Annotated in this window: 20 protein-coding genes; 18 read left to right on the top strand and 2 right to left on the bottom strand. The window is 61.7% G+C overall.

The window, feature by feature from the left end:
* The 18 genes from rplD to guaB form a co-directional block, all read left to right on the top strand.
* Positions 1–191 (top strand): 50S ribosomal protein L4 (rplD, locus tag H5U38_08030; GenBank protein ID MBC7186965.1); only part of this gene is annotated, 191 nt, incomplete at its 5' end.
* Between the two features lie 133 nt (positions 192–324).
* Positions 325–702: a diacylglycerol kinase family protein gene (locus tag H5U38_08025; protein MBC7186964.1), complete on the top strand. Its 378-nt coding sequence runs from the start codon at positions 325–327 to the stop codon at positions 700–702.
* Positions 703–791: 89 nt separating this feature from the next.
* Positions 792–1916 (top strand): DUF1611 domain-containing protein, encoded by a 1125-nt coding sequence (locus tag H5U38_08020; protein MBC7186963.1) that lies wholly within the window; start codon positions 792–794, stop codon positions 1914–1916.
* Entirely contained in the window at positions 1913–2416 is a 504-nt protein-coding gene (locus tag H5U38_08015; GenBank protein ID MBC7186962.1) for a DinB family protein, read from the top strand. Before H5U38_08020 ends, H5U38_08015 begins: the two co-directional genes overlap by 4 nt.
* Before the next feature lie 131 nt (positions 2417–2547).
* On the top strand, positions 2548–3147 hold the full coding sequence (locus H5U38_08010) for a cation transporter (protein MBC7186961.1): 600 nt from the start codon (positions 2548–2550) through the stop codon (positions 3145–3147).
* Between the two features lie 22 nt (positions 3148–3169).
* Positions 3170–3994 (top strand): hypothetical protein, encoded by an 825-nt coding sequence (locus tag H5U38_08005; GenBank protein MBC7186960.1) that lies wholly within the window; start codon positions 3170–3172, stop codon positions 3992–3994.
* Positions 3995–4014: 20 nt separating this feature from the next.
* Entirely contained in the window at positions 4015–4947 is a 933-nt protein-coding gene (locus tag H5U38_08000) for a DUF2156 domain-containing protein (protein MBC7186959.1), read from the top strand.
* Between the two features lie 194 nt (positions 4948–5141).
* A complete protein-coding gene (gene gcvPB, locus H5U38_07995; GenBank protein ID MBC7186958.1) occupies positions 5142–6596 on the top strand; it encodes an aminomethyl-transferring glycine dehydrogenase subunit GcvPB in 1455 nt (484 codons plus the stop codon).
* Positions 6597–6651: 55 nt separating this feature from the next.
* The gene (locus H5U38_07990) at positions 6652–7602 is read left to right on the top strand and encodes a diguanylate cyclase (protein ID MBC7186957.1); all 951 of its coding nucleotides are present in this window, start codon (positions 6652–6654) and stop codon (positions 7600–7602) included.
* A gap of 13 nt (positions 7603–7615) precedes the next feature.
* A complete protein-coding gene (locus tag H5U38_07985; GenBank protein MBC7186956.1) occupies positions 7616–9088 on the top strand; it encodes a HAMP domain-containing protein in 1473 nt (490 codons plus the stop codon).
* Between the two features lie 65 nt (positions 9089–9153).
* Positions 9154–9819 carry a response regulator gene (locus H5U38_07980; protein MBC7186955.1) on the top strand — a complete coding sequence of 222 codons (666 nt, stop codon included), beginning with the start codon at positions 9154–9156 and terminating at the stop codon, positions 9817–9819.
* A 76-nt stretch (positions 9820–9895) separates the two neighbouring features.
* Complete coding sequence (locus H5U38_07975) at positions 9896–11836, top strand: PAS domain S-box protein (GenBank protein MBC7186954.1); 1941 nt, start codon at positions 9896–9898, stop codon at positions 11834–11836.
* 6 nt (positions 11837–11842) lie between these two features.
* Positions 11843–13204, top strand: coding sequence for a sigma-54-dependent Fis family transcriptional regulator (locus tag H5U38_07970; GenBank protein MBC7186953.1), 1362 nt, complete (start codon positions 11843–11845; stop codon positions 13202–13204).
* A gap of 323 nt (positions 13205–13527) precedes the next feature.
* Complete coding sequence (locus tag H5U38_07965) at positions 13528–13995, top strand: response regulator (protein MBC7186952.1); 468 nt, start codon at positions 13528–13530, stop codon at positions 13993–13995.
* A gap of 11 nt (positions 13996–14006) precedes the next feature.
* Positions 14007–14729 carry a lytic transglycosylase domain-containing protein gene (locus H5U38_07960; protein ID MBC7186951.1) on the top strand — a complete coding sequence of 241 codons (723 nt, stop codon included), beginning with the start codon at positions 14007–14009 and terminating at the stop codon, positions 14727–14729.
* Between the two features lie 3 nt (positions 14730–14732).
* Positions 14733–16295: a hypothetical protein gene (locus H5U38_07955; protein ID MBC7186950.1), complete on the top strand. Its 1563-nt coding sequence runs from the start codon at positions 14733–14735 to the stop codon at positions 16293–16295.
* Positions 16296–16430: 135 nt separating this feature from the next.
* Positions 16431–17960 (top strand): histidine ammonia-lyase, encoded by a 1530-nt coding sequence (gene hutH, locus H5U38_07950; GenBank protein ID MBC7186949.1) that lies wholly within the window; start codon positions 16431–16433, stop codon positions 17958–17960.
* 27 nt (positions 17961–17987) lie between these two features.
* A complete protein-coding gene (guaB, locus tag H5U38_07945) occupies positions 17988–19457 on the top strand; it encodes an IMP dehydrogenase (GenBank protein ID MBC7186948.1) in 1470 nt (489 codons plus the stop codon).
* 106 nt (positions 19458–19563) lie between these two features.
* Here the strand turns inward: guaB and rpsT are convergent, their stop codons facing one another.
* Both rpsT and H5U38_07935 read right to left on the bottom strand, forming a co-directional pair.
* Positions 19564–19818, bottom strand: a complete 255-nt coding sequence (gene rpsT, locus H5U38_07940) for a 30S ribosomal protein S20 (GenBank protein ID MBC7186947.1) — start codon at positions 19816–19818, stop codon at positions 19564–19566.
* A 545-nt stretch (positions 19819–20363) separates the two neighbouring features.
* Complete coding sequence (locus H5U38_07935) at positions 20364–21500, bottom strand: hypothetical protein (GenBank protein MBC7186946.1); 1137 nt, start codon at positions 21498–21500, stop codon at positions 20364–20366.
* Positions 21501–22133 lie beyond the last annotated feature (633 nt).

Below are 22133 nucleotides of genomic sequence, written 5' to 3'. Positions count from 1 at the left end.
ATTTTTTGCATAGGTGTTGTCCTGAATATCTTCTATGGATGATAACATTTTCTGAGCCATTCACCTTCAAGGTCAACCGCAAGGTGCGCAGGCTGGCGTTGCGCTCCGCCCTCAGCGTGCGCGCCGGCGAGGACAGGATCATGGTACTGGAGGACTTCACCTTCATTCCGCGCACGAAGATCCGGTGCTAAGCGATAGATGGAGAACTCCGCAAGGAGCTGCGTGCTCACGGCTGCCGAGTCTTGGTCATGGGCTACGACCGCGACATCCGTGAACAGGTTGGTGAGCACCCGGATCGGCTACATTGGCTGTTGAGGAATGTCCATGAACCAAACCCCATTTTCCCTGCGACAGAGGGGAGAGAGCTTTCGCTTCGCTTTTCGCGGCTTGGCCACCGTGCTGCGCGAAGAGCACAACGCGCGCATTCACCTGGTGGCTGCGGTCGGGGTCATTGTGGCAGGAGTGCTGTTCCGCATCTCGATCAGCGAATGGCTGGCGGTTACCTTTGCCATCGGCTTAGTCTTCGGGTTAGAGCTGATCAACACGGCAGTGGAGCGCCTCGCCGATTTGGTGAGTCCGCAACGCAGTGAGGCGATTGCCAAGGTCAAGGATCTCTCTGCCGGGGGAGTGCTGGTGGGTGCCATGGCTGCGCTGGTGATCGGCCTGTGCGTCTTTCTGCCGAAAATCTTGGCCCTGTGGTGAGCCCTCGCAATGAAAGATTGATGGCTTGTGCAGAGCACAGCCGCGCACTTGAGGCCAAGAGTTGCACCCTGCGAAGGTGGGAAACCTGAATGCCTGGAATTGACCTGCTGCGAGAGAAGAGGCGCTTTGTCATTCTGACCGAGGGGAGTACGCACCCCACGCCTGGCAAGACGGCTGCAGGCGTGGTGCGGTACCGCGGCGACGAGGTGGTGGCCCTCGTCGATTCCACCCAGGCCGGAGGCGACACGGAGAAGCTCCTGGGCGTGGGCAAGGGGATTCCCATTGTGGCTTCCTTACGGGAGGCGCTTAGCCTGCGGCCGGACACGCTGCTCATCGGCATTTCGCCGGCAGGAGGGCAGTTGCCGCCCAGTTGGCGCGCCCTCATCCTGCAGGCCATCGATGCGGGGCTCCATGTGGTGGCGGGCCTGCACGTTTTTCTCGGCGATGATCCAGAACTCGCCGCGCGGGCCAAGGAACGCGGCGTCTCCCTGGTGGACCTGCGCCGCGTGCCGGACGACCTGACCGTGAACAGATGTCGGGCGCAGGAACTGCCGTGTTTCCGCGTGCACACGGTGGGCACTGACTGTAACATCGGCAAGAAGATCGTGGCACTGGAGGTCACAAGGGCTTTACAGGCCCAGGGGAAGGACGCGGTCTTTGTCGCCACCGGACAGACAGGCATCATGATTTCCGGCCGCGGCATGGCCCTCGACCGGGTCATCGCCGATTTTGTGGCGGGCGCTGCCGAGCGCCTCGCGCTGGAGAACGCCGCGCACGACTATCTGCTCATCGAGGGTCAGGGTGCCCTCACGCACCCGCTCTACTCCGGCGTCACGCTCAGCATGTTGCACGGCTTTGCACCGCAGGCGCTCATCCTTTGCCACGAGTACGGGCGCACCATCATGCGCGGCTCAAAGAACACGCCGGTGCCGCCGATACCTAAGGCCATTGCCCTGTACGAAGCCATGGCTGAGCCGGTTTTTCCTGCCAAAGTGGTGGCCGTTGCGCTCAATCTTCGCGTTTTGGCGGAGAAGGAAGCCCAGCGGGAGGTGGAAAGGGTGGAGCAGCAGACAGGATTGCCGACGACCGATGTGGTCAAGTTCGGCGCGGAAAAGTTGGTACAGGCCATCCTGGCTTATGAAAAGAAGTGGCGCGCGGGGGAGGCTGGGCGCGCCGTTGCGTCAGCGCAACCCAATGCGAGGACATTGCCATGAGAAAGTGGAAAGAGGTGTTGCTTTTCATGTATGGGCGCGGGTCCTGGTACGGCGACCCCTTGGCCGAGGTGGAGGGCCTCACCGAAGACCAGCTCTTCTGGACGCCGAGCGACAACTGCCTGCCCATCATCTGGCACGTGGGGCACATCGCTCACCGGGAACGGGTGCATATCGGCAAGTTCCTGCAGGCGCTCCCGGAGCCGGTGGTGCCGCCAGCCTTCCGGGTGTTTGGCGCGGAGTGGACCGGACTGGAACAGATCAAGAGTGCCATTTCTTCGGTGGAAGAGCTCTTTTCCTGGGTGCGGCAGGTTCGCCAAGAGAGCATCAGCTACATCAGCGGCCTGGGCGAGGAAGATTTTCACTCGGCGGCCCCGACGCTGCAGGACGAGATGACGGTGGCCCACTGGCTTCTCAACACTGCCGCCCATACCGCCCTGCACATCGGGCGCATCCAGCTCTTGCGCGCCATGCTGGAAGGGAGGCAGGAGCCGCCGTGTTGACGCGCAAAGAAGAGGTTGGGGCAAAGACTCGGTGTCATGACGAGGGCGCCCAGGAGTGGGAAGACGCGCTCCGCAGCGGGAATACTGGGGCCCGTGAGGTGGGCGGTGCCGCTGAGTTCTCCGCCTCCGCCGTGGAGCGTGGCTTTCGCCGGGCGCTCAAACTGGAATACCTGACCGTGGGCTACAATGTGGCCGAGGCAGCTGCATCGATTGCCGCGGGCAGGGCGGCCGGAAGCATTTCGCTGGTCGGCTTTGGCCTGGACAGCGTGGTGGAGTCGCTCTCCGGCCTCGTGCTCATCTGGCGCCTGCGACAGCATGGCAGGAGTGATGCCGAAGGAGAGGAGCGCATCGAGCGCCGCGCCAGTAAGTTCGTGGGCCTCACCTTTCTGGTACTGGGGCTGTATGTGCTGGTAGAGTCGGTGCGCAAGTTGATCGGGCAGGAGCGGCCTGAGCCTTCGCCCTTCGGCATCGCCATCGCCGCCTTTTCCTCTGTAGTGATGCCAATTCTTGGCGCGCAGAAGCTGCGCCTGGGCCAGCGGCTCGGTTTGCGTTCCCTGGTGGCGGACTCTAAGGAGACATTTGTTTGCATGTGGCTGTCGATAGCCCTGCTGCTGGGCTTGCTGACCAACTATCTTTTCGGCTTCTGGTTTTCAGACCCGCTGGTGGGCCTGCTGATTGTGGCATTTTTGGCAAAAGAAGGAGTGGAACTGCTGCACAATGAGGAAGAATGAATTCGCAGAAAAGGAGGTTGCCATGACGACATTGCACAACAAGGTGGGCCAGATGCGCTCGGCAACTCGCGTTGGCCAATCGCTGCAGCAAACAGGAGGACCTGCCAGGGGATTAGGCGTGGTCTGCCTCCTGGTGGCCTTGCTGCTGGGGTGGGCCCTTTCGGCACAGGCGCAGGTCAGCATTGGCCTGGAGTCGGGCGTCGTGATGAGCGGCTACAACGACGTGCGCGTTCCCAGTTCGGTGGGGACCGACCTTTCTCTCTCCCAGGAGCTCAGCACCACGAGCAAGGCCTTCGTGCGTTTGCGGTTGAGCTACGGGTTTGCGCAGCGCCATGTGCTGAGTCTGCTCGTGGCACCGCTCCGCCTGGAGGCGAGTGGTGCGGTGGACAGGCCTGTGCACTTTGCCGGGACGGATTTTCCTGCGCAGGTGCCGTTGTCTGCCTCCTACCGCTTTGACTCTTACCGCCTGACCTATCGGTGCTTCGTGGACAACGCGGGCGCTGTGCGGCTTGCCGTGGGATTGACGGCCAAGGTCCGCGACGCGGCCATTCGCCTCGAGGCCCCTGGCCTGAGCGGCGAGACGACGAACACGGGCTTTGTGCCACTGCTCAGCGGCCGCTTGCAGTGGCAACCAGGCGGGCATCTGGGGCTGGTCGTCGATGCAGATGCCTTGGCAGCGCCCCAGGGCCGCGCGGAGGATGTGCTCGTCGCCCTGACGTGGACGGCAGACAGACGCCTGCAGGTGTACGGCGGCTATCGCCTTCTGGAAGGCGGCGCCGATGTGGAGCAGGTCTACAATTTTGCCTTATTCCACTACGTCTCCTTGGGCGCCGTCTGGACTTTTTGAGCGCAGTGAGTGGACGATCGATGCCGCCCGCCTTTCCGACGTTCAAGCCGCTCGAGCTTCAGGACCGCAGCGTCGTCGAAGAGCTCCTCTGGCGGAGCCAGCCACAGGCCTCTGAGTACACGTTTACCAACCTCTTCATCTGGCGGTGGCGCTACCAGGTGAGCTGGGCGCAATTGGGCGAGTGGCTCCTGTTCCTGTGCCGCGACCGGGACGGCTCGCCGTATGGCCTGCAGCCCATCGGTCCGCGGCCGGAGGCGGCGGTCGTACGGGAGTTCCTGAGCTGGCTCGGCACGCAGGTCAGCCCACGGGCGGCTCGCCTGGAGCGCGTGGAGGAAAGCTGGGCGCAGGTGGCAGCGGAGGATGGTGATCTCTTAGCGGAGCCGGATCGCGATCAATTCGACTATGTCTACCTAACTCAGGACCTCATTCAACTGGCCGGGAGAAAGTACCACAGCAAGCGCAACCACGTGAATCGCGCGCTGCGCGAGTTTAGTCCCACGTACGAGCCCCTGGAGGAGCGGCACGTGCAGGCGTGCTTGGAGGTAGCAAGCAGATGGTGTGCTGCCCGGCGCTGCTGCGACGATTTGGGCCTGGTGGACGAATGGGATGCGGTGCGTGAGGCGTTGCGGCACTTCCGCGACCTGCGCGCTCAGGGTGGCGTGGTGCTCATCGACGGCAAAGTGGAGGCGTTTGCCCTTGGGGAGCTTCTCAACGCCGAGACGGCGGTGGTCCACCTGGAGAAGGCCAATCCCGCCATTCCCCCGCTCTTTGCCCTCATCAACCAGCAGGCGTGTGCCCATCTCTGGCCAGAGGTGCCATTTGTCAACCGCGAGCAGGACCTCGGCGACCCTGGGCTGCGTAGGGCCAAGGAGTCGTACCACCCGCATCACATGGTGCGCAAGTTTCGCGTGAGATTCCGCCACAGCCTGGAAAAAATCTCAATAGGAGCCTAATGCAGTGCGCCGAATCCCAAGTGCCTAGTCTCTCCGTCGCCCCGCCCAAATCGCTGTGCCAAGCGGCCGTAGCTCACTCCTGAGCTCCTCGGGCTCCGCCCAAAAAGGCCTTGACATTTTAGGCATTAAGTTGTACCTTAATCGGCGTTCAAATGGGCAAGGTTCTCAGCTATCATCATGAGCAACAGGTGAATATGCCGGTACCGTTGATCTTCGAACAGAGTCGCGAAGGGCAAATGGGCGTCTCGCTGCCGGCACTGGATGTGCCTGAAAAGTCTTTAGATGGCTTATTGCCGCCGGAGTTCATCCGCCAACAGGCCCCGCAGTTGCCGCAGTTGAGCGAAGTGGAGGTGGTCCGCCACTTTGTCGCCTTGTCGGTGATGAACTACCATGTGGACAAGGGCTTCTACCCCCTCGGCTCGTGCACCATGAAGTACAATCCCAAGGTGAACGAGAACGTGGCGCGGCTGCCTGGCTTCACGGACGTTCACCCGTTGCAGCCTGTCGCGACCGTGCAGGGGGCGCTGCGTCTCATGCACGAACTGGCAGGCTACCTGTGCGAGATCGGTGGCTTCCAGGGGGTGTCGCTCCAGCCATCGGCAGGCGCGCATGGGGAGCTCACCGGCCTCATGGTTATCAGGGCCTATCATGAGCGCCAGGGGAATCCTCGCACCACGGTGGTGATCCCCGATTCGGCGCACGGCACCAACCCGGCAAGCGTGACCATCTCCGGCTACAAGCCGGTGCAGGTGTGCTCTGGCCCGGACGGACGGGTGGACCTGAAATCTCTGCGCGCGGTGCTGGACGAGAACACCGCGGCTTTGATGCTCACCAATCCCAACACCCTCGGCCTTTTCGAGTCGCAGGTGGAGGAGATGGCCCGCATGGTGCACGAGGTGGGCGGGCTGATGTACATGGACGGGGCAAACCTCAACGCCCTGTTGGGCATCGTGCGCCCAGGCGACATGGGCATCGACGTGATGCACTTTAACCTGCACAAGACCTTCTCCACGCCTCATGGCGGCGGTGGACCTGGCGCAGGACCGGTCGGTGTGAAGGAGTTCCTGCTGCCCTTCCTGCCGCGCCCCTGGATTGGGGTGCGAGATGGCCGCTTCTACTTGGAGGACAGCTGTCCGGAGAGCATCGGCAGGGTGCACGCCTTCTATGGCAACTTTGGCGTGATGGTCAAGGCGTACACTTACATTCGCATGCTGGGTGCGGCTGGCCTGCGGCGGGTCAGCGAAGGTGCGGTCATCAACGCCAACTATCTTTTGGCAAAGCTGCGCGAGGCGTACGAGTTGCCCTACCCTGGGCCGGCCATGCACGAGTTTGTGCTGTCCGGGGATCGGCAGAAGGCCAAAGGGGTGAAGACTTTAGATATCGCCAAGCGGCTTCTGGATCTGGGTTTTCATGCGCCGACGGTGTACTTTCCGCTCATCGTGCATGAGGCGCTGATGATCGAGCCCACGGAGACGGAGTCGAAGCAGACCTTAGATGCCTTTGCGGAGGCGATGCTGCAGATCGCTCAGGAGGCAGAGCAGGATCCGGAGCTGCCCAGACGGGCCCCGCAGACGACGCCGGTCAGCCGCTTAGATGAGGCACGTGCGGCACGCATGGGGAACATCTGCTACCGACCAGGGGCAGCATAGCGCCCACGCTCATCTCACTGTACTCCCGCGCGCAGGACACCGCAGGTGTTCTCTGGTGAAGGACCGAGCTCACAAGCCGCGCATTCTCGTCGTCGACGACGTGGCCGCTAACGTCGAGTTGCTCAAAAGCCACCTCTCTTCCCAAGGGTATGAGGTGCTCGTGGCACACAGCGGCCCCGAGGCCCTCGACATTGTGGACCAGGAGGCCCCCGACCTAGTGCTCCTGGACGTGGTGATGCCGGACATGGACGGCTTCGAGGTCTGCCGCCGGCTGAAGGCCAGCACCGCCACCGATTTTGTGCCGGTGATTATGGTGACCGCGCTCGACGAGGTGGAGTACAAGGTGCGCGGCATGGAAGCTGGCGCAGACGACTTTGTGACCAAGCCTTTCAACAAACTGGAACTGTTGGTGCGGGTCAAGTCGTTGCTACGCATCAAGCAGCTCCACGACCAGCTCGAGCACAAGGTTCGCCAGCTCCAGGCCATGGAGGCGCAGCTGCGCGAGATGGCCATCACCGATGGCCTCACCGGTCTTTACAACTATCGCTACTTCAAAGAGCAGCTCACCCACGAGGTCGACCGTGCAGCGCGCCACAAAGACTGCTTTTCGCTCATCATGTTGGACATCGACCATTTCAAGCTCTACAACGACACGCACGGCCATTTGGCCGGGGATAAGGTGCTGAAGGAGCTGGCGCGCCTGCTGCGCGACAATGTGCGCAAGATCGATGTGGCGGCCCGTTATGGCGGTGAGGAGTTTGCCTTGATTCTGGTGCAGACGCCCCGGCAGGCAAGCGGTGTAGTGGCCCGGAAGCTGCAGGGGCTGGTTGAGGAATTCCCCTTTGCCTACCGCGAACAGCAGCCACAGGGCAAGTTGACCATCAGCATGGGTGTGGCCACGTATCCCGAGGACGGGCACACGGCGGAAGAGCTCATCGCCGCGGCTGACCGCCGGCTGTACCGGGCAAAGGCAGAGGGACGGAACCGCGTGGTCATGCACGATTGAGTCGCCCGCGACTATGGTACCACAACGACGCTCGACAAATGGCACACTCTTCCGTTGGCTCTACATGGCCTTGCTGGCGGCAGGGGCGGTGCCCATTCTCTTAGTCGTGGTGGTGGTGTTCTTGCGCTCCAGTGCGGTGAGTGCGGGCGGGGTGCTGGCCGCGGCCATTGCCGGTCTGCTTTTGGTGGCGGGCGCCGGCTGGTTGGCTGCCCGGCGCCTGACGCGGGCGGTGTCGCAGCCCTTGGCGAGGCTTGCTGAGGGCGCCACGGAGATTGCCCGCGGCAACTTCTCCCACCGCATCGAAGTCGACTCGGGCGGCGAGATCGGGCGATTGGCCAAGCTGTTCAACTACATGACCACCGAACTCCGCCGGCTCAACGAGATGAACCTGAGCCAGATTATCGCCGAGCGGAGCAAGACCAGCACCATCATCCGCAACATCGCGGACGGGGTCATTGTCACCGACCCGCAAGAGCGGGTGTTGGTATTCAACAACGCCGCCGAGAGATGGTTTGGCGTCAAAGAAGAAGACTTGCTGGAGCGGCCCATCGGACGCTTCATCAAGAACCGCAGGCTGCTCAACCTGATCAGGAAGGCAGGGGACGGCGCCCAGGGAGAGGGCCCGCCGGTAGAAATCACCGTCAAGCCCCCTGGGGAGTGGAAAGAGCGCACCTTGGCCGCCAAGGCGGCTCGTGTCTTTCAAGAGGACCGCACGCCCATCGGCACCGTGACCATCCTCCGGGATATCTCCCGAGAGAAGGAGATCGACCGCATGAAGACCGAGCTGGTCTCCATGGTGGCCCACGAGCTCCGCTCGCCCCTGACGTCCATCTCGGGCTTTAGCGAGCTGCTCCTTGACCGCGGCACCACCAAGGCGCAGGCGATGGAGTACGCGGGCATCATTCTCAAAGAGTCCAATCGCCTGAGCGACCTCATCAACAAGTTCTTAGACATTTCCCGCATCGAGTCCGGGAAAGTGCAGCCCAAAAAGGTGCCGTTGCACCTGGGCGATGCGGCAAGGACCGCAGTGGTCACCAATGCACCGGTGGCGCAGCGCAAGGGCATAAACCTGCGCGCTACGGTGGCGGAGGAGTTGCCGGAAGTACTGGCCGATCCGGGGATGATCGACCAAGTGCTGCTCAATCTCATTTCCAACGCCATCAAGTACAGCCCACCGAACACGGAGGTGGAGGTGCGCGTGACTGGCACGCCCCGCGCCGTGCAGGTGGCGGTGATCGACCAGGGCTATGGCATTCCAGAAAAGGCCCTGCCGCATATCTTTGACAAGTTCTACCGGGTGACCGAAGACCAGAGGGTGCGCGAGGTCACCGGCTCGGGTTTGGGTCTTTCGTTGGTGAAGCAGATCGTGGAAGTGCATGGGGGCACCATCAGTGTGAGCAGCAAGGTGGGGGAAGGGACCACGTTTGTGATCACCTTCCCCGTGGCAGGAGTAAAGGAGCTGACGGCTGTCGAGCAGAAAGAGTGAGACGGATTGGGTGACGGGCGCGGGAGGACCTCTTTCTGGCATCTCTACCAGGGAGAGAGGCGCACATGGGAAAGGATCTTATCCTCCTCATTGACGACGACCCGGAAATGCAACGGTTGGCAAAGAGGGTGTTTGGCGACCCCGTCTATGACCTGCGCATTGCCGAGACTGCCGAAGAGGGGCTGCGCAAGCTGCGCGAAGTGAACCCCGATATCATCATCCTGGATTTTGCATTGCCCGACTTTGACGGTGAGGAGTTTGTGGAGATCATCCGCTATGACCCCAACTATGCCAAATGGAGCACGGTGCCGATCCTCATGCTGACCGCCCGGGCGGAATTCTACGGGCGGGCCGAGCGCTTCTTCGGCATGGGGGTGTTGGCGTTTCTGGTGAAGCCTTTTGGCCGCCACGAGCTCCTCAACATCGTCGACAACCTTATTCGCCGCAGTCGCTACGAGAAGCGCTTCGGGCGGGTGCCGCAGGCGCCGGCCAAACCGGTGTCGCCAGTACCCGCAGAGGAGTTGGAGGAGTCCATTAGCACCATTGCCGGTTTGACTAAGGCGGTGCTTGAACGACAGCCGTGTGGCCTTTCCGAAGACCAGCGGCTCGACCTTTCCGCAATCTACAACCGCTGCCGCAGTCTGTTGCGCATGATGGCTGCCGCACAGGGTGGTAACGGCGGACCTGGTAAGAACCCGTTCGGCTTTGGCATGGCAGGTCAGACACCATGAGCGTAGGTGCGCCGGCCTTGGCGAGGTGTTGTGAAAGTCTTCCGCGCGTGGCAAGGGCAGTCTGCGTGAGGTGGCTGTGAAGGAAGGGGAAACGCCTGTGCATCTGAGCGCAGCGGCGGCAAGCGTGCGCAAAGACGAGCTGCCCTTGCTTGCTGAGGACAAGGTCGTGGTTATTTCGCCGCGGCCGGAGCGCTGCCAGCTCTCGGCCGTGCTGGGGGGCGAGGTCGAGTGTTTTGCTGACCCGACCTTGGCGCTGCAAGCAGTTGCCCGAGAGGGGCCCACGCTGGTCGTGGTGGAATCGGCGACCTCTGGCGGGGCAAAAGAGGTGCTGCGCGCGCTGCATGCGCTTGCGCAAGAGCACCCACCGGTGATTGTTCTCTCCGATCCGTTGCTCCCAGCCGAAGAACGCGAATCCCTTTTTGGCATGGGCGTCGACGCCCTGTTGCCGCAGGAGGTCGGCCCGCAAGAATTGCGCACGGTGCTGGAGGCGGTGGTGCAGTCCCGTCGGGCAGAATCACGCGCCCAGGGGATGCGGCGGAGGCTGCGGCGCACGCAGTACGAGTATCAAGAGCTCATCGAGAGCGTCAATGACTTGATCTTCACCCTGGATGCCGAGGGTCGTTTCCGCTTCTTGAACCGCCAGGTCACGTCGCTCACCGGCTTCCACCGCGAGGACTGGTTGGGACAGCGCCTAGTGGACGTGGTCGTCCCTGAGGACCGGGCCGAGACCGCTCACAACCTGGAAGAGACGCTCCAGGGGCGAGCGAAGATTTTCGAAATGCGCATCCGCTGCGCCGATGGTCAGGTGCGCTACTTTTCAGCAAACATCAACCCCATTTTCGAAAGGGGACAGATTGCTGGCGTGGCTGGCATCGCCCGCGACACTACGCAGCGCAAGCAACTGGAACAGGAGATCGTCGAGCTCAAGAACTTTAACGAGAGCATCATCCAGAGCATGCAGGCCGGGCTCATCACGCTCGACCTGGAGAATCGCATCACCTCCTTCAACCCCGCGGCTGAGGAGATCCTCGGCTACAAGGCCCGGGAGGTCACTGGCCGGCCGCTGGAGGAGATTTTGCCCAAAGAGGATTGCCTGAAGATTCTCCCCAACATCGTCGGCCCCGGGCATTCGCTGTGGAACCGCGAGCTCATTGTGCCCACCAAGAGTGGCAAGCCGGTGCACATTGGCTTCTCGGTGGCGCCGCGGCTGGACGACAACAACCAGCGGGTGGGTACCATCATTTCCTTTCGTGACATCTCTGAGATCAAGCGTCTGCAGGCCGAGATGATCAAGATGGACCGGCTGGCTTCGTTAGGGGTATTGGCCTCAGGCATCGCCCACGAAATCAAGAACCCGCTGGCCGGCATCAAGACGATGGCTCAGTCGCTGCAGGAGGAGAGCGACGCGGACGACCACCGCCGCGAGTACCTGGAACGCATCGTGCGCCAGGTGGACCGGCTTGACGCGCTGTTGAGGACCTTCTTTTCGTTTGCCCGCCCGCAGCCACCCATGCGGCGGCCGCATCGCCTGCAGGACATCGTGCAGGAGGTGGTTGCTCTGGTGGGGCAGAAGATGCGCAGCAAGGGCATTGAGCTGTTCACCTCGTACGCCGATGATTTGCCCCCTGTCTTTGTCGACTTTGACCAGATCCAGCAGGTCTTTCTCAATCTGCTGCTCAACGCCGTGGACGCCATCGAGGAGCGCGGGACCATTCACATTGCGGCTAAGCCGGTGTGGACCACCCTGAGGGCCATCGACCGCCGCCGGGGCGTATTGCCCACCCTGCTGCAGGAGAGCCTGTTTGTGGAGGTGAGCGTGACCGATAGCGGCTGCGGCATTGCCCCGGAGAACCTGGGCCGGGTCTTTGACCCATTCTTCACCACTAAGCCCGAGGGAACTGGCTTGGGGCTGTCCATCGTTTACCGGATCATGAACGAGCACGGCGGAGAGATTCGCGTGGAAAGCGAGAAGGGCAAAGGCACCACGTTCACTCTGCTTATCCCCACGGAGGGTTGACAAGGGATGCGCGCACACCTGCTCATCGTGGAAGACAATTGCGACATGTGCCAGACGCTGGCCGATGTGCTGCGTCGGGAAGGGTACAGCGTGAGGACCGCCTACACTGGCGAGGAGGCCATCCAGATTGTGGAAAAGTACCCGGTGGACCTGGTGCTCCTCGACCTGCGTTTGCCAAAGATGGACGGCTTGCAGGTGCTGGCGCACATCAAGGAGATTGACCCAGATGTGCTGGTGATCATGATCACCGCCGTCTCTGACCCACGGCCAGCAGTGGCCGCCATGAAGGCGGGGGCCTACGACTACCTCAACAAGCCTTTCGAGCTGGATGAGCTGAAGATGGTGGTCGCCAAGGCGCTGGAGACCATTCGTCTGAAGTTGGAGGTCTCCCAGCTGAAAGCGCAGCAGCGCCTGCGCTCACCCTTGACGGAACTTTTTGGCGATAGCCCGCAGATGCAAGAGGTGCGGCGGCTGATCAAGATCGTCAGCGAGACGCCGCGCACCTCGGTGCTCATTCAGGGGGAGAGTGGCACCGGCAAGGAGCTTGTGGCGGACGCCATCCATCGCAACAGCGTGCGTGCGGACAAGCCGCTGGTCAAGGTCAATTGCGCGGCCATTCCGGAGAATCTGTTAGAAAGCGAGCTCTTTGGCCACGAGCGGGGGGCATTCACCGATGCCAAGACGATGAAGAAAGGCATCTTCGAAATGGCCCATGGGGGGTCGATCTTCCTGGATGAAATCTCCTCCATGAGTCCGGCACTGCAGCCCAAGCTGTTGCGAGTGCTGGAAAGCGGCAGTTTTCGCCGCGTAGGCGGCACCGCCGACATCGAGGTGGACGTGCGCATCATCGCGGCAACCAATCGCGACCTGGCGCAATGCGTGCGCGAGGGCACTTTCCGCGAAGACCTCTACTACCGCCTGAAGGTGATGGTCATTGACCTGCCGCCGCTGCGTGAGCACCCGGAGGACATCATCCCCCTTGCTAAGCTGTTCTTGGAGGCGAACAACCGCGAGTTCAACAAGAACATCCGGGGGATCGACAAAGAAGCCCAGCGACTCCTCTTGGAGTACCCCTGGCCAGGCAATGTGCGTGAGCTGAAAAACGTCATCGAGCGTGCCGTAATCCTGTGCCCTGGAGATCTGCTCACCGCAGACCTGTTGCATCTTGGTGCGGCACCTTTCGCACCCAAGCCCATCACTGCGACAACCCAGCCCACGAGCGTGCCCGACGCCCTGGACGAGGTCGAAAAGCGGCACATTTTGCAGGTGCTGGAAAAGTACGGGGGGAACAAGTCGATGGCCGCTCGTGCCCTCAACATTTCCCGCTCCACCCTGCGCGAGAAGCTGAAGAGCTACGGCGTGGAATAGGCAGTAACTACCGGTCTCCTGCCCCGTAGAGGCCGGGTGAGCCCTCGTGTTGGGACCCTCACCTGCGCCTTGGACCTGCTGTCTCGTTTCCGCCCACCATATCCCCATGTGTGGCATTTCTGGGACAATTTCGGCCACTCCCCAGAGACCACCACGGCTGTGACGAAATTGCAACCTGAGGGGCGAGTGTCCAGGCTCATAAGGTGCGCAATAATAGGACACTACGCCGAGGCCTCAGAGGTCGGGAAGGGGCACCTCTGTGGCCAGGAGAACGCCGTGGCATATTAGTTGCAGCTTGCTGGTCGGCAACGGAAGGAAAAGAGATGACGCAACGACTTGTGAACATTCTTGTTGTGGAAGACGAAGAGGACGTGGCTGTGGGAGTGGCAGGCGCCCTGCGCAAACTGGACGGCGTGGGTCAAGTGACCACCACCCCTTCGGCGGAATGGGCCTTGGCAGAGATGGCCCAAAAGCCCTACGGGCTCGTTCTGTGTGACGTACGCCTCAAGGGGATGGACGGGCTTGAGTTGCTGTCACGCATCCGCCAGAGCCACCCGCATACCAGGGTGCTGATGATGACTGCTTTCCCCAGCGACCACATTCAGCTACATGCCTTGCGACTCGGCTCGGACGGGCTCATCGAAAAGCCTTTCGACCTCGGGGAGCTCCGGCAAGAGGTGAGCCGTGTGCTGCGAGCCGCGCGCCGCGAGCAGCCCAAGGCGGCGGTACCTGGCGCAGAGGCATGGGTAGCCGCGGGCACGTCAGATGAACATGCCGCCATGAGGAAGTGAGGTGTGAGGATATGGGAACGAGAAGTGCCAGATTGAAGAAGACCCACGGAATGCCGCGCAAAGCGCGGGTGATTCTCGTGGTGTCAGGGATTGTGTGTGCGTCGCTTTCCCTGGTGGGCTATACGTTTAACATGTACAGCCCGGCAAGGAAGCCCAATGTTGGGGTGGCGACGCGGGTGGCACAAGCGCATTGGCTGGTCGAAGTGAACGACAAGTACGAAGCCAATGTGCAAAAGATCGCCGCCATAGTGCGGCGCTACAACCCGAAGCTTTCGCCGGAGCGCGTGCGTGCGATCAGCCGTGAAATCTATGACATGAGCATCAAGTACGACAACCTCGATCCGGATCTCATTTGTGCCACCATCACCCATGAGAGCGCGCGCACGTGGGACTCGACGGTGGTCTCCTCGGCAGGGGCCATGGGCCTCATGCAGATCATGCCTGCCACCGGGGCCTATCTGGCGGCATTGGAGGGCATCCAGTGGACGACGGCTGAGGAGATCCTGTTCAACCCCATCTACAACATCCGCCTTGGCTGCCGTTACCTTTCCATGCTCATCGATGCGTATGAAGTGGACGGCGGCCTTGCTGCCTACAACAGCGGGCCAAAGCGGGCGGAAAAGTGGTTGGCCAGCAACCGCAACAATCAGGTTCTCTACCGCGAGACGCGCGGCTACATTCCGGCGGTGCTCCGCCTCTACGACCAGTTCAGGAACTCTGAGGGTCTCTTGTGAACTATGATCAGCATTGAGCAAAATGGCCAGGAGGCCTCCTTGTGGGAGAGCCTCGACGCAGACGGGGGCCAGACTGACGCGTCTGAGTTCAGCTCTTTTCTCTCCTACTTGGAGGAACCGCGCCTGATGGTAGTCGGCGTGGGGGGGAGAGGCTGCCATTGGGTCTCGCAGCTGGCCTCGGGCAGTCCGCATGAGGTGGAACTGGTCGCTGCCGACACCGATTTGACGGACCTGCACAACTCTTTGGCCCACCGTAAGCTGCTCCTCGGCGAGCAAGTGGCTGGCGGCCAAGGATGCGACGGCGAGCCGCTCATCGGCAAGGCGGCGGCCATGGAAAGCAGCGATCAACTCCGCAGCCTGTGCCAAGGAGTGGAGGTGATGGTGATCGCCTGTGCGCCAGGGGGTGGTACAGGCAGTGGTGCGGCGCCGGTGCTGGCAGGGATCGCCCGCGAGATGGGTGTTACCACCGTCGCCGTGGTGCCAGCCCAGCCGCCTCGGGACTCCAATGTGAAACGTTGCGCCGCCGAAGGGGTTGCACGCTTACGAGAAGAGGCTAATGTGCTGTTGTGCATCGGAGACCCTTCGACGCAGCGGCAAGGCGAAGAAGTGGGGAAGCTGGACAGCCACCCGCTCGTAGCTGTGCTCCGTCACCTGCAACCACGCCTCGGGGAGGAGAGCCCCTTATTGGCCGCCCTTCGCCAAGCTGCTGCAGGCAAGAAGCTGGTAGGCCATGTGGCAGTGAGCGACGGTCTGGATTTTGGCAACCTGCGTGCGGCCTTGGACGCGGGACTGCCAGCCAAGGAGGACCATTGCCTTTCCGGCCCCGGGAAGTACCTGCTCTGCCATATCGAGGGCGAGGCGCACCGGGCGGCTCGGGCGGCTGCTGAGCTGGCCGAGCACGCGCGCAAGAGGGAGGCGGCAGACGTCGAAGTTACCGTGACTTTTCGCCCCGATGAGCACATGGGGGACAGGTTTTCGCTGGTCGTGTGCCTCATGGAGCCTTTGGCAACGGAGGCACCTGAGGCTGAGCCTATTGCGGAAGAGGCTTCACCCACTGAGCCAGAATCGTGGTTCGACGTGCGAGAGCCGCAGTTCGCGGTGGCGTGTGCAGAACTCATGGCCTCAGAAACCATGGAGCCAGAGCTTACACCCACGCCGCCCGAGGACTTTGTCAGGCGCCTGCGCCGTGCCATCGACGGCGTTCTGCGTGGCCAGGGGAGCAGTTCCTTTGGGGAGTTAACCCACTTGTGTCAGGAGGTAGATCGTCCCGCGCCATTGCAGCAGGAAGTGGTGGACGAAATTCTTAAGGCGCTGGGCGCCCTGGCCGAGAGGTGGTCTGAGGGAACACCTGCGCTCCTCCCGGAGGAAAGGGCGCTCCTTGCTCGCGTGCCCTCGATTCTGGCGTCGCTCTGCATAGGGGCGGAGATCGTAGCGGTCCCTGCACGCACCTTGGCGGCAGAGCTTGGCGAGTTGCTCGACAACTATGCGAGCGCACAAGCTTCTCTCGAAGAAACCCCAAGCGAGCTTTTCGCCGATGGCTCGGCGCTCGAGCTGCTGGCGGTGTAACGCTTTTCCTCTTTTCTCCGCACGTCGGCTCCCACAGTTTCCCGCATTGGCAAAAAACAAGTTGATTATTTGGCAAATATTCCCTAATATTTGCCCACCAATGCGGAAGGACACCCAATAGAGCTAACCCCTTGTATGACCCCAGTGGTCGAACTCGACGGCGACTCTCTCACCTTAGAGGCGCTGTGGGAAGTGGCTCACGGCCGTGCGTCGCTGGCCCTTGCCCCCTCGGCGACGGCGCGCATCGATTCGTCAAGGCGGTGTATCGAGGCAGCCATCGAACGCCATAGCGTGCTCTACGGCGTCACCACAGGTTTTGGCAAACTAAGTACGGTCACCATTCCGGTCGAGGAAATAGACCGCCTGCAGTACAACCTCTTGCTCAGCCATGCCACGGGCACGGGAGAGCCACTGGCTCGCGCCACCGTGCGGGCCATCCTGGCGCTCAAGGCGAATGCACTGGCGAAAGGTCTCTCGGGTTGTCGGCTCGAAGTGGTGCAGACGCTGATCGATATGGCGAACCGGGAAGTGCTGCCGGTCATTCCCGAGAAGGGTTCGGTGGGGGCATCTGGCGACTTGGCGCCGCTGGCGCACATGGCACTAGTCCTCATCGGCGAGGGGGAGGCCTTCTACGGGGGGAGGCGGTTGCCTGGGGGTGCTGCCATGGCCGAGGCCGGAATCGCGCCGCTGCGGTTGGCGGCTAAGGAGGGACTGGCCCTCATCAACGGCACCCAAGTGATGACCGCCATCTTAGCCTTGGCAACGGTGGAGTTCGAACAGCTCCTCAAAGTGGCCGACATTGCTGCGGCGATTTCCGTGGAGGCGATGCTCGGCACCGCTACCGCCTTTGACGAGCGCATCCACAGAGCGAGAAACCTGGCCGGGCAGATGACCTCTGCGCACAACCTCAGGCGCTTGCTGCAGGACAGCCCCATTGTCGCCTCCCACCGCCAGTGTCACAAGGTGCAGGACCAGTACAGTCTGCGCTGTGTGCCGCAGGTGCATGGGGCGGCGCGCGAGGCGGCGCGTTTCGTGCGCGACATCGTCAGCGCGGAGCTCAACGCCGCAACGGACAACCCCCTGGTCTTTGCCGAGGACGAGGCGGTACTTTCGGGAGGCAATTTTCATGGGCAACCCATCGCCCTGGCTGCCGATGCCCTGGCGATCGCTGCGGCGCAATTGGCCAGCATCGCCGAGCGGCGCATCCACGACCTCCTCGATCCTGCGGCCAGCGGTCTGCCCGCGTTCTTAGCTCCACAGCCGGGACTGAACTCGGGCTTGATGATTGCCCAGGTCACCGCCGCCAGCCTGGTCTCCGAAAACAAAGTGCTGGCCCACCCCGCGTCGGTGGATTCCATTCCCACCTCGGCAAACCAGGAGAACTTTGTCAGCATGGGCACCTGGGCGGCGCGTAAGGCTGCCGAGGTAGTGGGCAACTGCCGGCATGTGCTGGCCATCGAGCTTCTCTGTGGGTGCCAGGCCCTGGATCTTCGCCGGCCGTTGCAACCTGGACCCGGAACCGGCGCCGTGCATGCCGTGGTGCGGCAACATGTGCCCACGTTGCGCGAAGATCGCTTGCTCCAGCCTGACATCGAGGTGGTGAAGGAGCTTATCAACGATGGTCGTGTCGTGGCCGCAGCCGAGGCAGTGGTCGGACCGCTGTGAAGATGACACTCACTTTTGGAGAATTCTATGCCCGAGAAAATCCTCTATGAAGGCCTTACCTTTGACGATGTTCTCTTGATCCCCGCCCGCTCCGAGGTCCTGCCTAGGGAGGTGGACACCAGGACGCGCTTCTCCCGTCACCTGGAGCTCAACATCCCCTTGGTGAGCGCAGCCATGGATACCGTCACCGAGGCCAACATGGGGATCGCCATCGCGCGGGAGGGTGGCATTGGCATCATCCACAAGAACATGTCCATCGAAGACCAGGCAGCGGAGGTGGACAAAGTCAAACGTTACGAGAGCGGCATGATCCTGCACCCCATTACCTTGGCGCCGGATCGCAAGGTGTCCGAGGCAGTAGAGCTCATGCAGCGGTTTCGCATCTCCGGTGTGCCGATAGTGGACGGCGAGCGGATAGTGGGCATCCTCACCAATCGCGACCTGCGCTTCGAGACAGACCTCTCCCAGCCGGTGCACCAAGTGATGACCAAAGAGCCTTTGATCACCGCACCCCCTGGCACTACGCTCGATGAGGCCGAGCGCATCTTGCGCAAACACAAGGTGGAGAAACTGCTCATCGTGGATGAGGAGAATCGACTGCGGGGGCTTATCACTGTCAAGGATATTCTGAGCAGGAAGCGGTACCCCAATGCCGCCAAGGACGAGCACGGGCGCTTGCGTGTGGGCGCGGCCGTAGGCGTGGCCTCCGATACCATGGAGCGCGCCGCGGCACTGCTGGCCGCTGGGGCCGATGTGCTGGTGGTGGACACCGCCCATGGCCATTCTATGGGTGTCATCAATACGGTGCGCAAGCTCAGAAAGGAATTCCCGCACGCGGAGATTGTCGCCGGCAACGTGGCCACCCCGGAAGGAGCCCAGGCCCTTATTGACGCCGGCGTGGATGCGGTCAAAGTGGGCATCGGCCCGGGATCCATCTGCACGACGCGTGTGGTAGCTGGCGTCGGGGTGCCGCAGCTGACGGCCATCATGCGCTGCGCAGAGGTCTGCCAGCGTCACGGCGTGCCCCTCATCGCTGATGGCGGCATCAAGCAGACCGGTGACATCGCCAAGGCCATAGGCGCAGGTGCAGACAGTGTCATGTTGGGCAACTTGTTGGCCGGTACGGAGGAAAGCCCGGGAGAGGTGGTGTTTCTTGAGGGGCGCAGCTACAAGGTCTACCGAGCCATGGGCTCACTTTCCGCCATGCGCGGTGGTCGTGGCGACCGTTACTTCCAAGAGGGGGTGCGGGATGTCAAGAAGTTGGTTCCCGAGGGCATCGAAGGGCGCGTGCCGTATCGTGGCAAGGTCAGCGACTGCATCTACCAGATGGTGGGAGGTCTGCGCGCAGCAATGGGCTATTGCGGCACGCGGACCATCGCTGAACTGAAAGAGAACGCCCGTTTCGTCCGGATTACCAATGCAGGGTTGCGCGAGAGCCATCCCCACGATGTGATTATCACCACCGAGGCACCCAACTACAACCTACCGCAGGGGTAGCGCTTCCTCATGAGGGACAAAAAGATAACGGGCGCCTCAAACCACGTCGGGATTAGGGGGGTTACCGGCAATGGCATCGGCGCCCGTTAGACGCTCGTAACTGCTCTCAGGCTAAGGCGTTGACCCTCCGCGCCAAGCGCGATTTGGCATTTGCCGCCTTGTTCTTGTGAATAATGCCCCGCAGTGCCAGCTTGTCCAATATTGAGCACGCCTGCCGATATGCCTGCTCCGCCGTGGCTTTGTCTGCGGCTGCCCGCACCTTCTTGATTGCGGTGCGCATCATAGAGCGGTAATGCTTATTGGCAGCTGCCGCCTTTGCACTGGTACGAATGCGTTTGAATGCTGATCGATGATGTGCCATACTTCCTGCCTGTCAACTCCTTCCATTTTTGCAGGGCAAATATATAAGAATCCCCGAGGAAAATCAAGCGATTAATTTTGCGACACGGCGTCCGCATTTGGCCCGAGCTTCTCCCCTGTGATGGTGGCCACAAGCAACGACTGGGGGTCCACCGAGTGAGGAGCACGTCTTGGCCCCTGAGAGAGAGACGACAAGACTCCCCTAACCGTGCTTGGCGGTCTCTTGCCCGCATCGCCTTCACCAGCATCAGGGCGAAGCTTCTAAAGGCGCGGGAAACTTCGATACGGGGGATCTATTCCCTGTTCCCCCTGACCGGGTCGCCGTTGGTCATCACTGCTGGCGCCTTCGGATTGGTGCTGACGGTGCCAGGGGCAGTGACGTCTTTTGGAGCTTCGTGCAAGCCCTACTCGCACTGCGCCGAGTTCCTGGATTGGTGTGGCCCCGAATTTGATGGGCGTCTTTGCAGTTTCTAAGAACGAGCCCCAGCAGAAGGAACACCCTCAAATCGTTCAATTTCACTGCAAGCGCCTCCCCTGCGTCCTTGCTTAACGTGGGCCAACTCCAGAAACAACAGCGCACTGCACTTCGGACGAAGGGGGGCCCATCAACGGCTCAGGCAGGACCCTTCCTACTAGCAAGCCCTTACCCCGAAGAGTCCGAAGCAGCACCCCGACAAGCTCTCCCAGGCTATTGTAGACTCTCACGCGCACCTGTGCTGCTTCGCGGACTGAAAAAAGAATCTCCGTCGTCGGGTTGAATGGGTTGGGGTAGTTCTGCCGCACGGCGAAGGAGCCTGCCCCTTCCGCGGTGGCCACAGAGGACCCGGCCTCCGGAATCGTCGAGGTCCCATTGTACAGCGAGGCAAATATGTCGTACTGCCCAGCTTCGGCGCCGTATTGGTAGGCAAGCAGGAATTGGTTCTGTTGGGTGCCATAGGCGATAGCCGGGTAGAACCTCATCCCCTCATCTGCCTGGGTGCAGGCGATGGGCGTGTTGACAACAGGCGATACAAGCGGCTGCGCCGTCTCATCGAGCAGGGTGAAGAGCGAGTCCTCCGGCACAATGCGCAGGCGCTGGCCGACGATGTCTCCTGGATAGCCATGACACTCCGTCCACACGACCATGCACTCGGGCAAGTGATTGATGTGCCGGAGCATGAACAGCTCGGGTGCCTCATAAGTTTCGTCGTTGGCGGCGACGTGCGGCGAGCCGCGAGTAATGCTCAGGTTCGTGATGGGGCTGACGAAGGTGTCGCGAACACTTATGCGGAACTCGGGTAACCACGGGGGCTCCTGCGTGAAAGCTGTCTTCTGTCCAGCCCCGGCGCTTTCCCGCCAAACTACTAACCACCGCCGTTGGTCGACATCGTATGCCGTGGACCGATGGCTCTGCGGCCAGGTGTCCGAGATCACCGGCATTTGCGCAACCGGCTGGAGGTTGGTCTGTCCGTCGAAATATGCCAGGGCCAATTTCTGCAGCCCGCCGACAAGCGTGAATTGTCGGGGCTGCGCCTCTCTGATCGACTGGCCCGTGGCGTTCCGTAGCCGGCTAAGACGATAAACAAAGGAGCTGCCAATATTGGTCGGGGCAAAGTCGTAGGACCCCTCCCAAATGCCAGGCGAAGTCGAGGGTTGCAGAAGCTGGTGGACCGTTCCGGCGGGCAGCTCGAGCTCGACGGCCACCTGATCGCCCCCCGGGAGATCGAAGTTGCCCAGCTGTGTCTGTACCGTCAGAGACCGAAAAGACCACGGGGTTGTGCAATGGGCGTTTGGCGCCAGAGGTGTAGGTCAGTTGCGTCTTGGCATCCCAGCTGCGCAGAACCAGGAGGCTGTCGCCTTCCACCTCGAGAAGCACAAGAGCCTTGCTCGCCCCAGGGGGCACCCCGTGCCCGAGTGACGTTTGTCCGGCCTGGCGCCACAGTTCTTCAGTGCACCTAAGGTGATAGTTGGAGATCAGCCGGGTGGTGCAAACTGCGCGGCCGCCGGAAGGCCAGACAATGTCGGCGGGCAGCCTTGAGCAGAGCGTGTCGTTGTGCGTCGACAGAGTGTACAGCGCCATGGCACGCCCGCTTTCCCAGCTGCGCACGAAGGCTCCTTCGTCGTACTCCCCATCGAGGATCTTGAAAGTAACGTCGCATCCCTCAACGGCGTTGCCTTCGTAAAGCGCTTCGATGCAATACCACTTGCCCAGGCGGGATTGTGCCGCCACAGAGGTACACAGGAAGATATCGATGAGGAGCGCCGAGGTTTTCATCTCCTCCTCCCCCTGGACAAAGTCTCGCAATGGTTCCTTGCCGAATTGCTTTCCTTGTTTCG

This window comes from Calditrichota bacterium, from assembly GCA_014359355.1.
Classification (GTDB): Bacteria; Zhuqueibacterota; Zhuqueibacteria; order JANLFK01; family Oleimicrobiaceae; genus Oleimicrobium.
The sequence above is the reverse complement of the archived record's forward strand: the minus strand, read 5'-3'. Positions and strand labels throughout refer to the sequence as shown.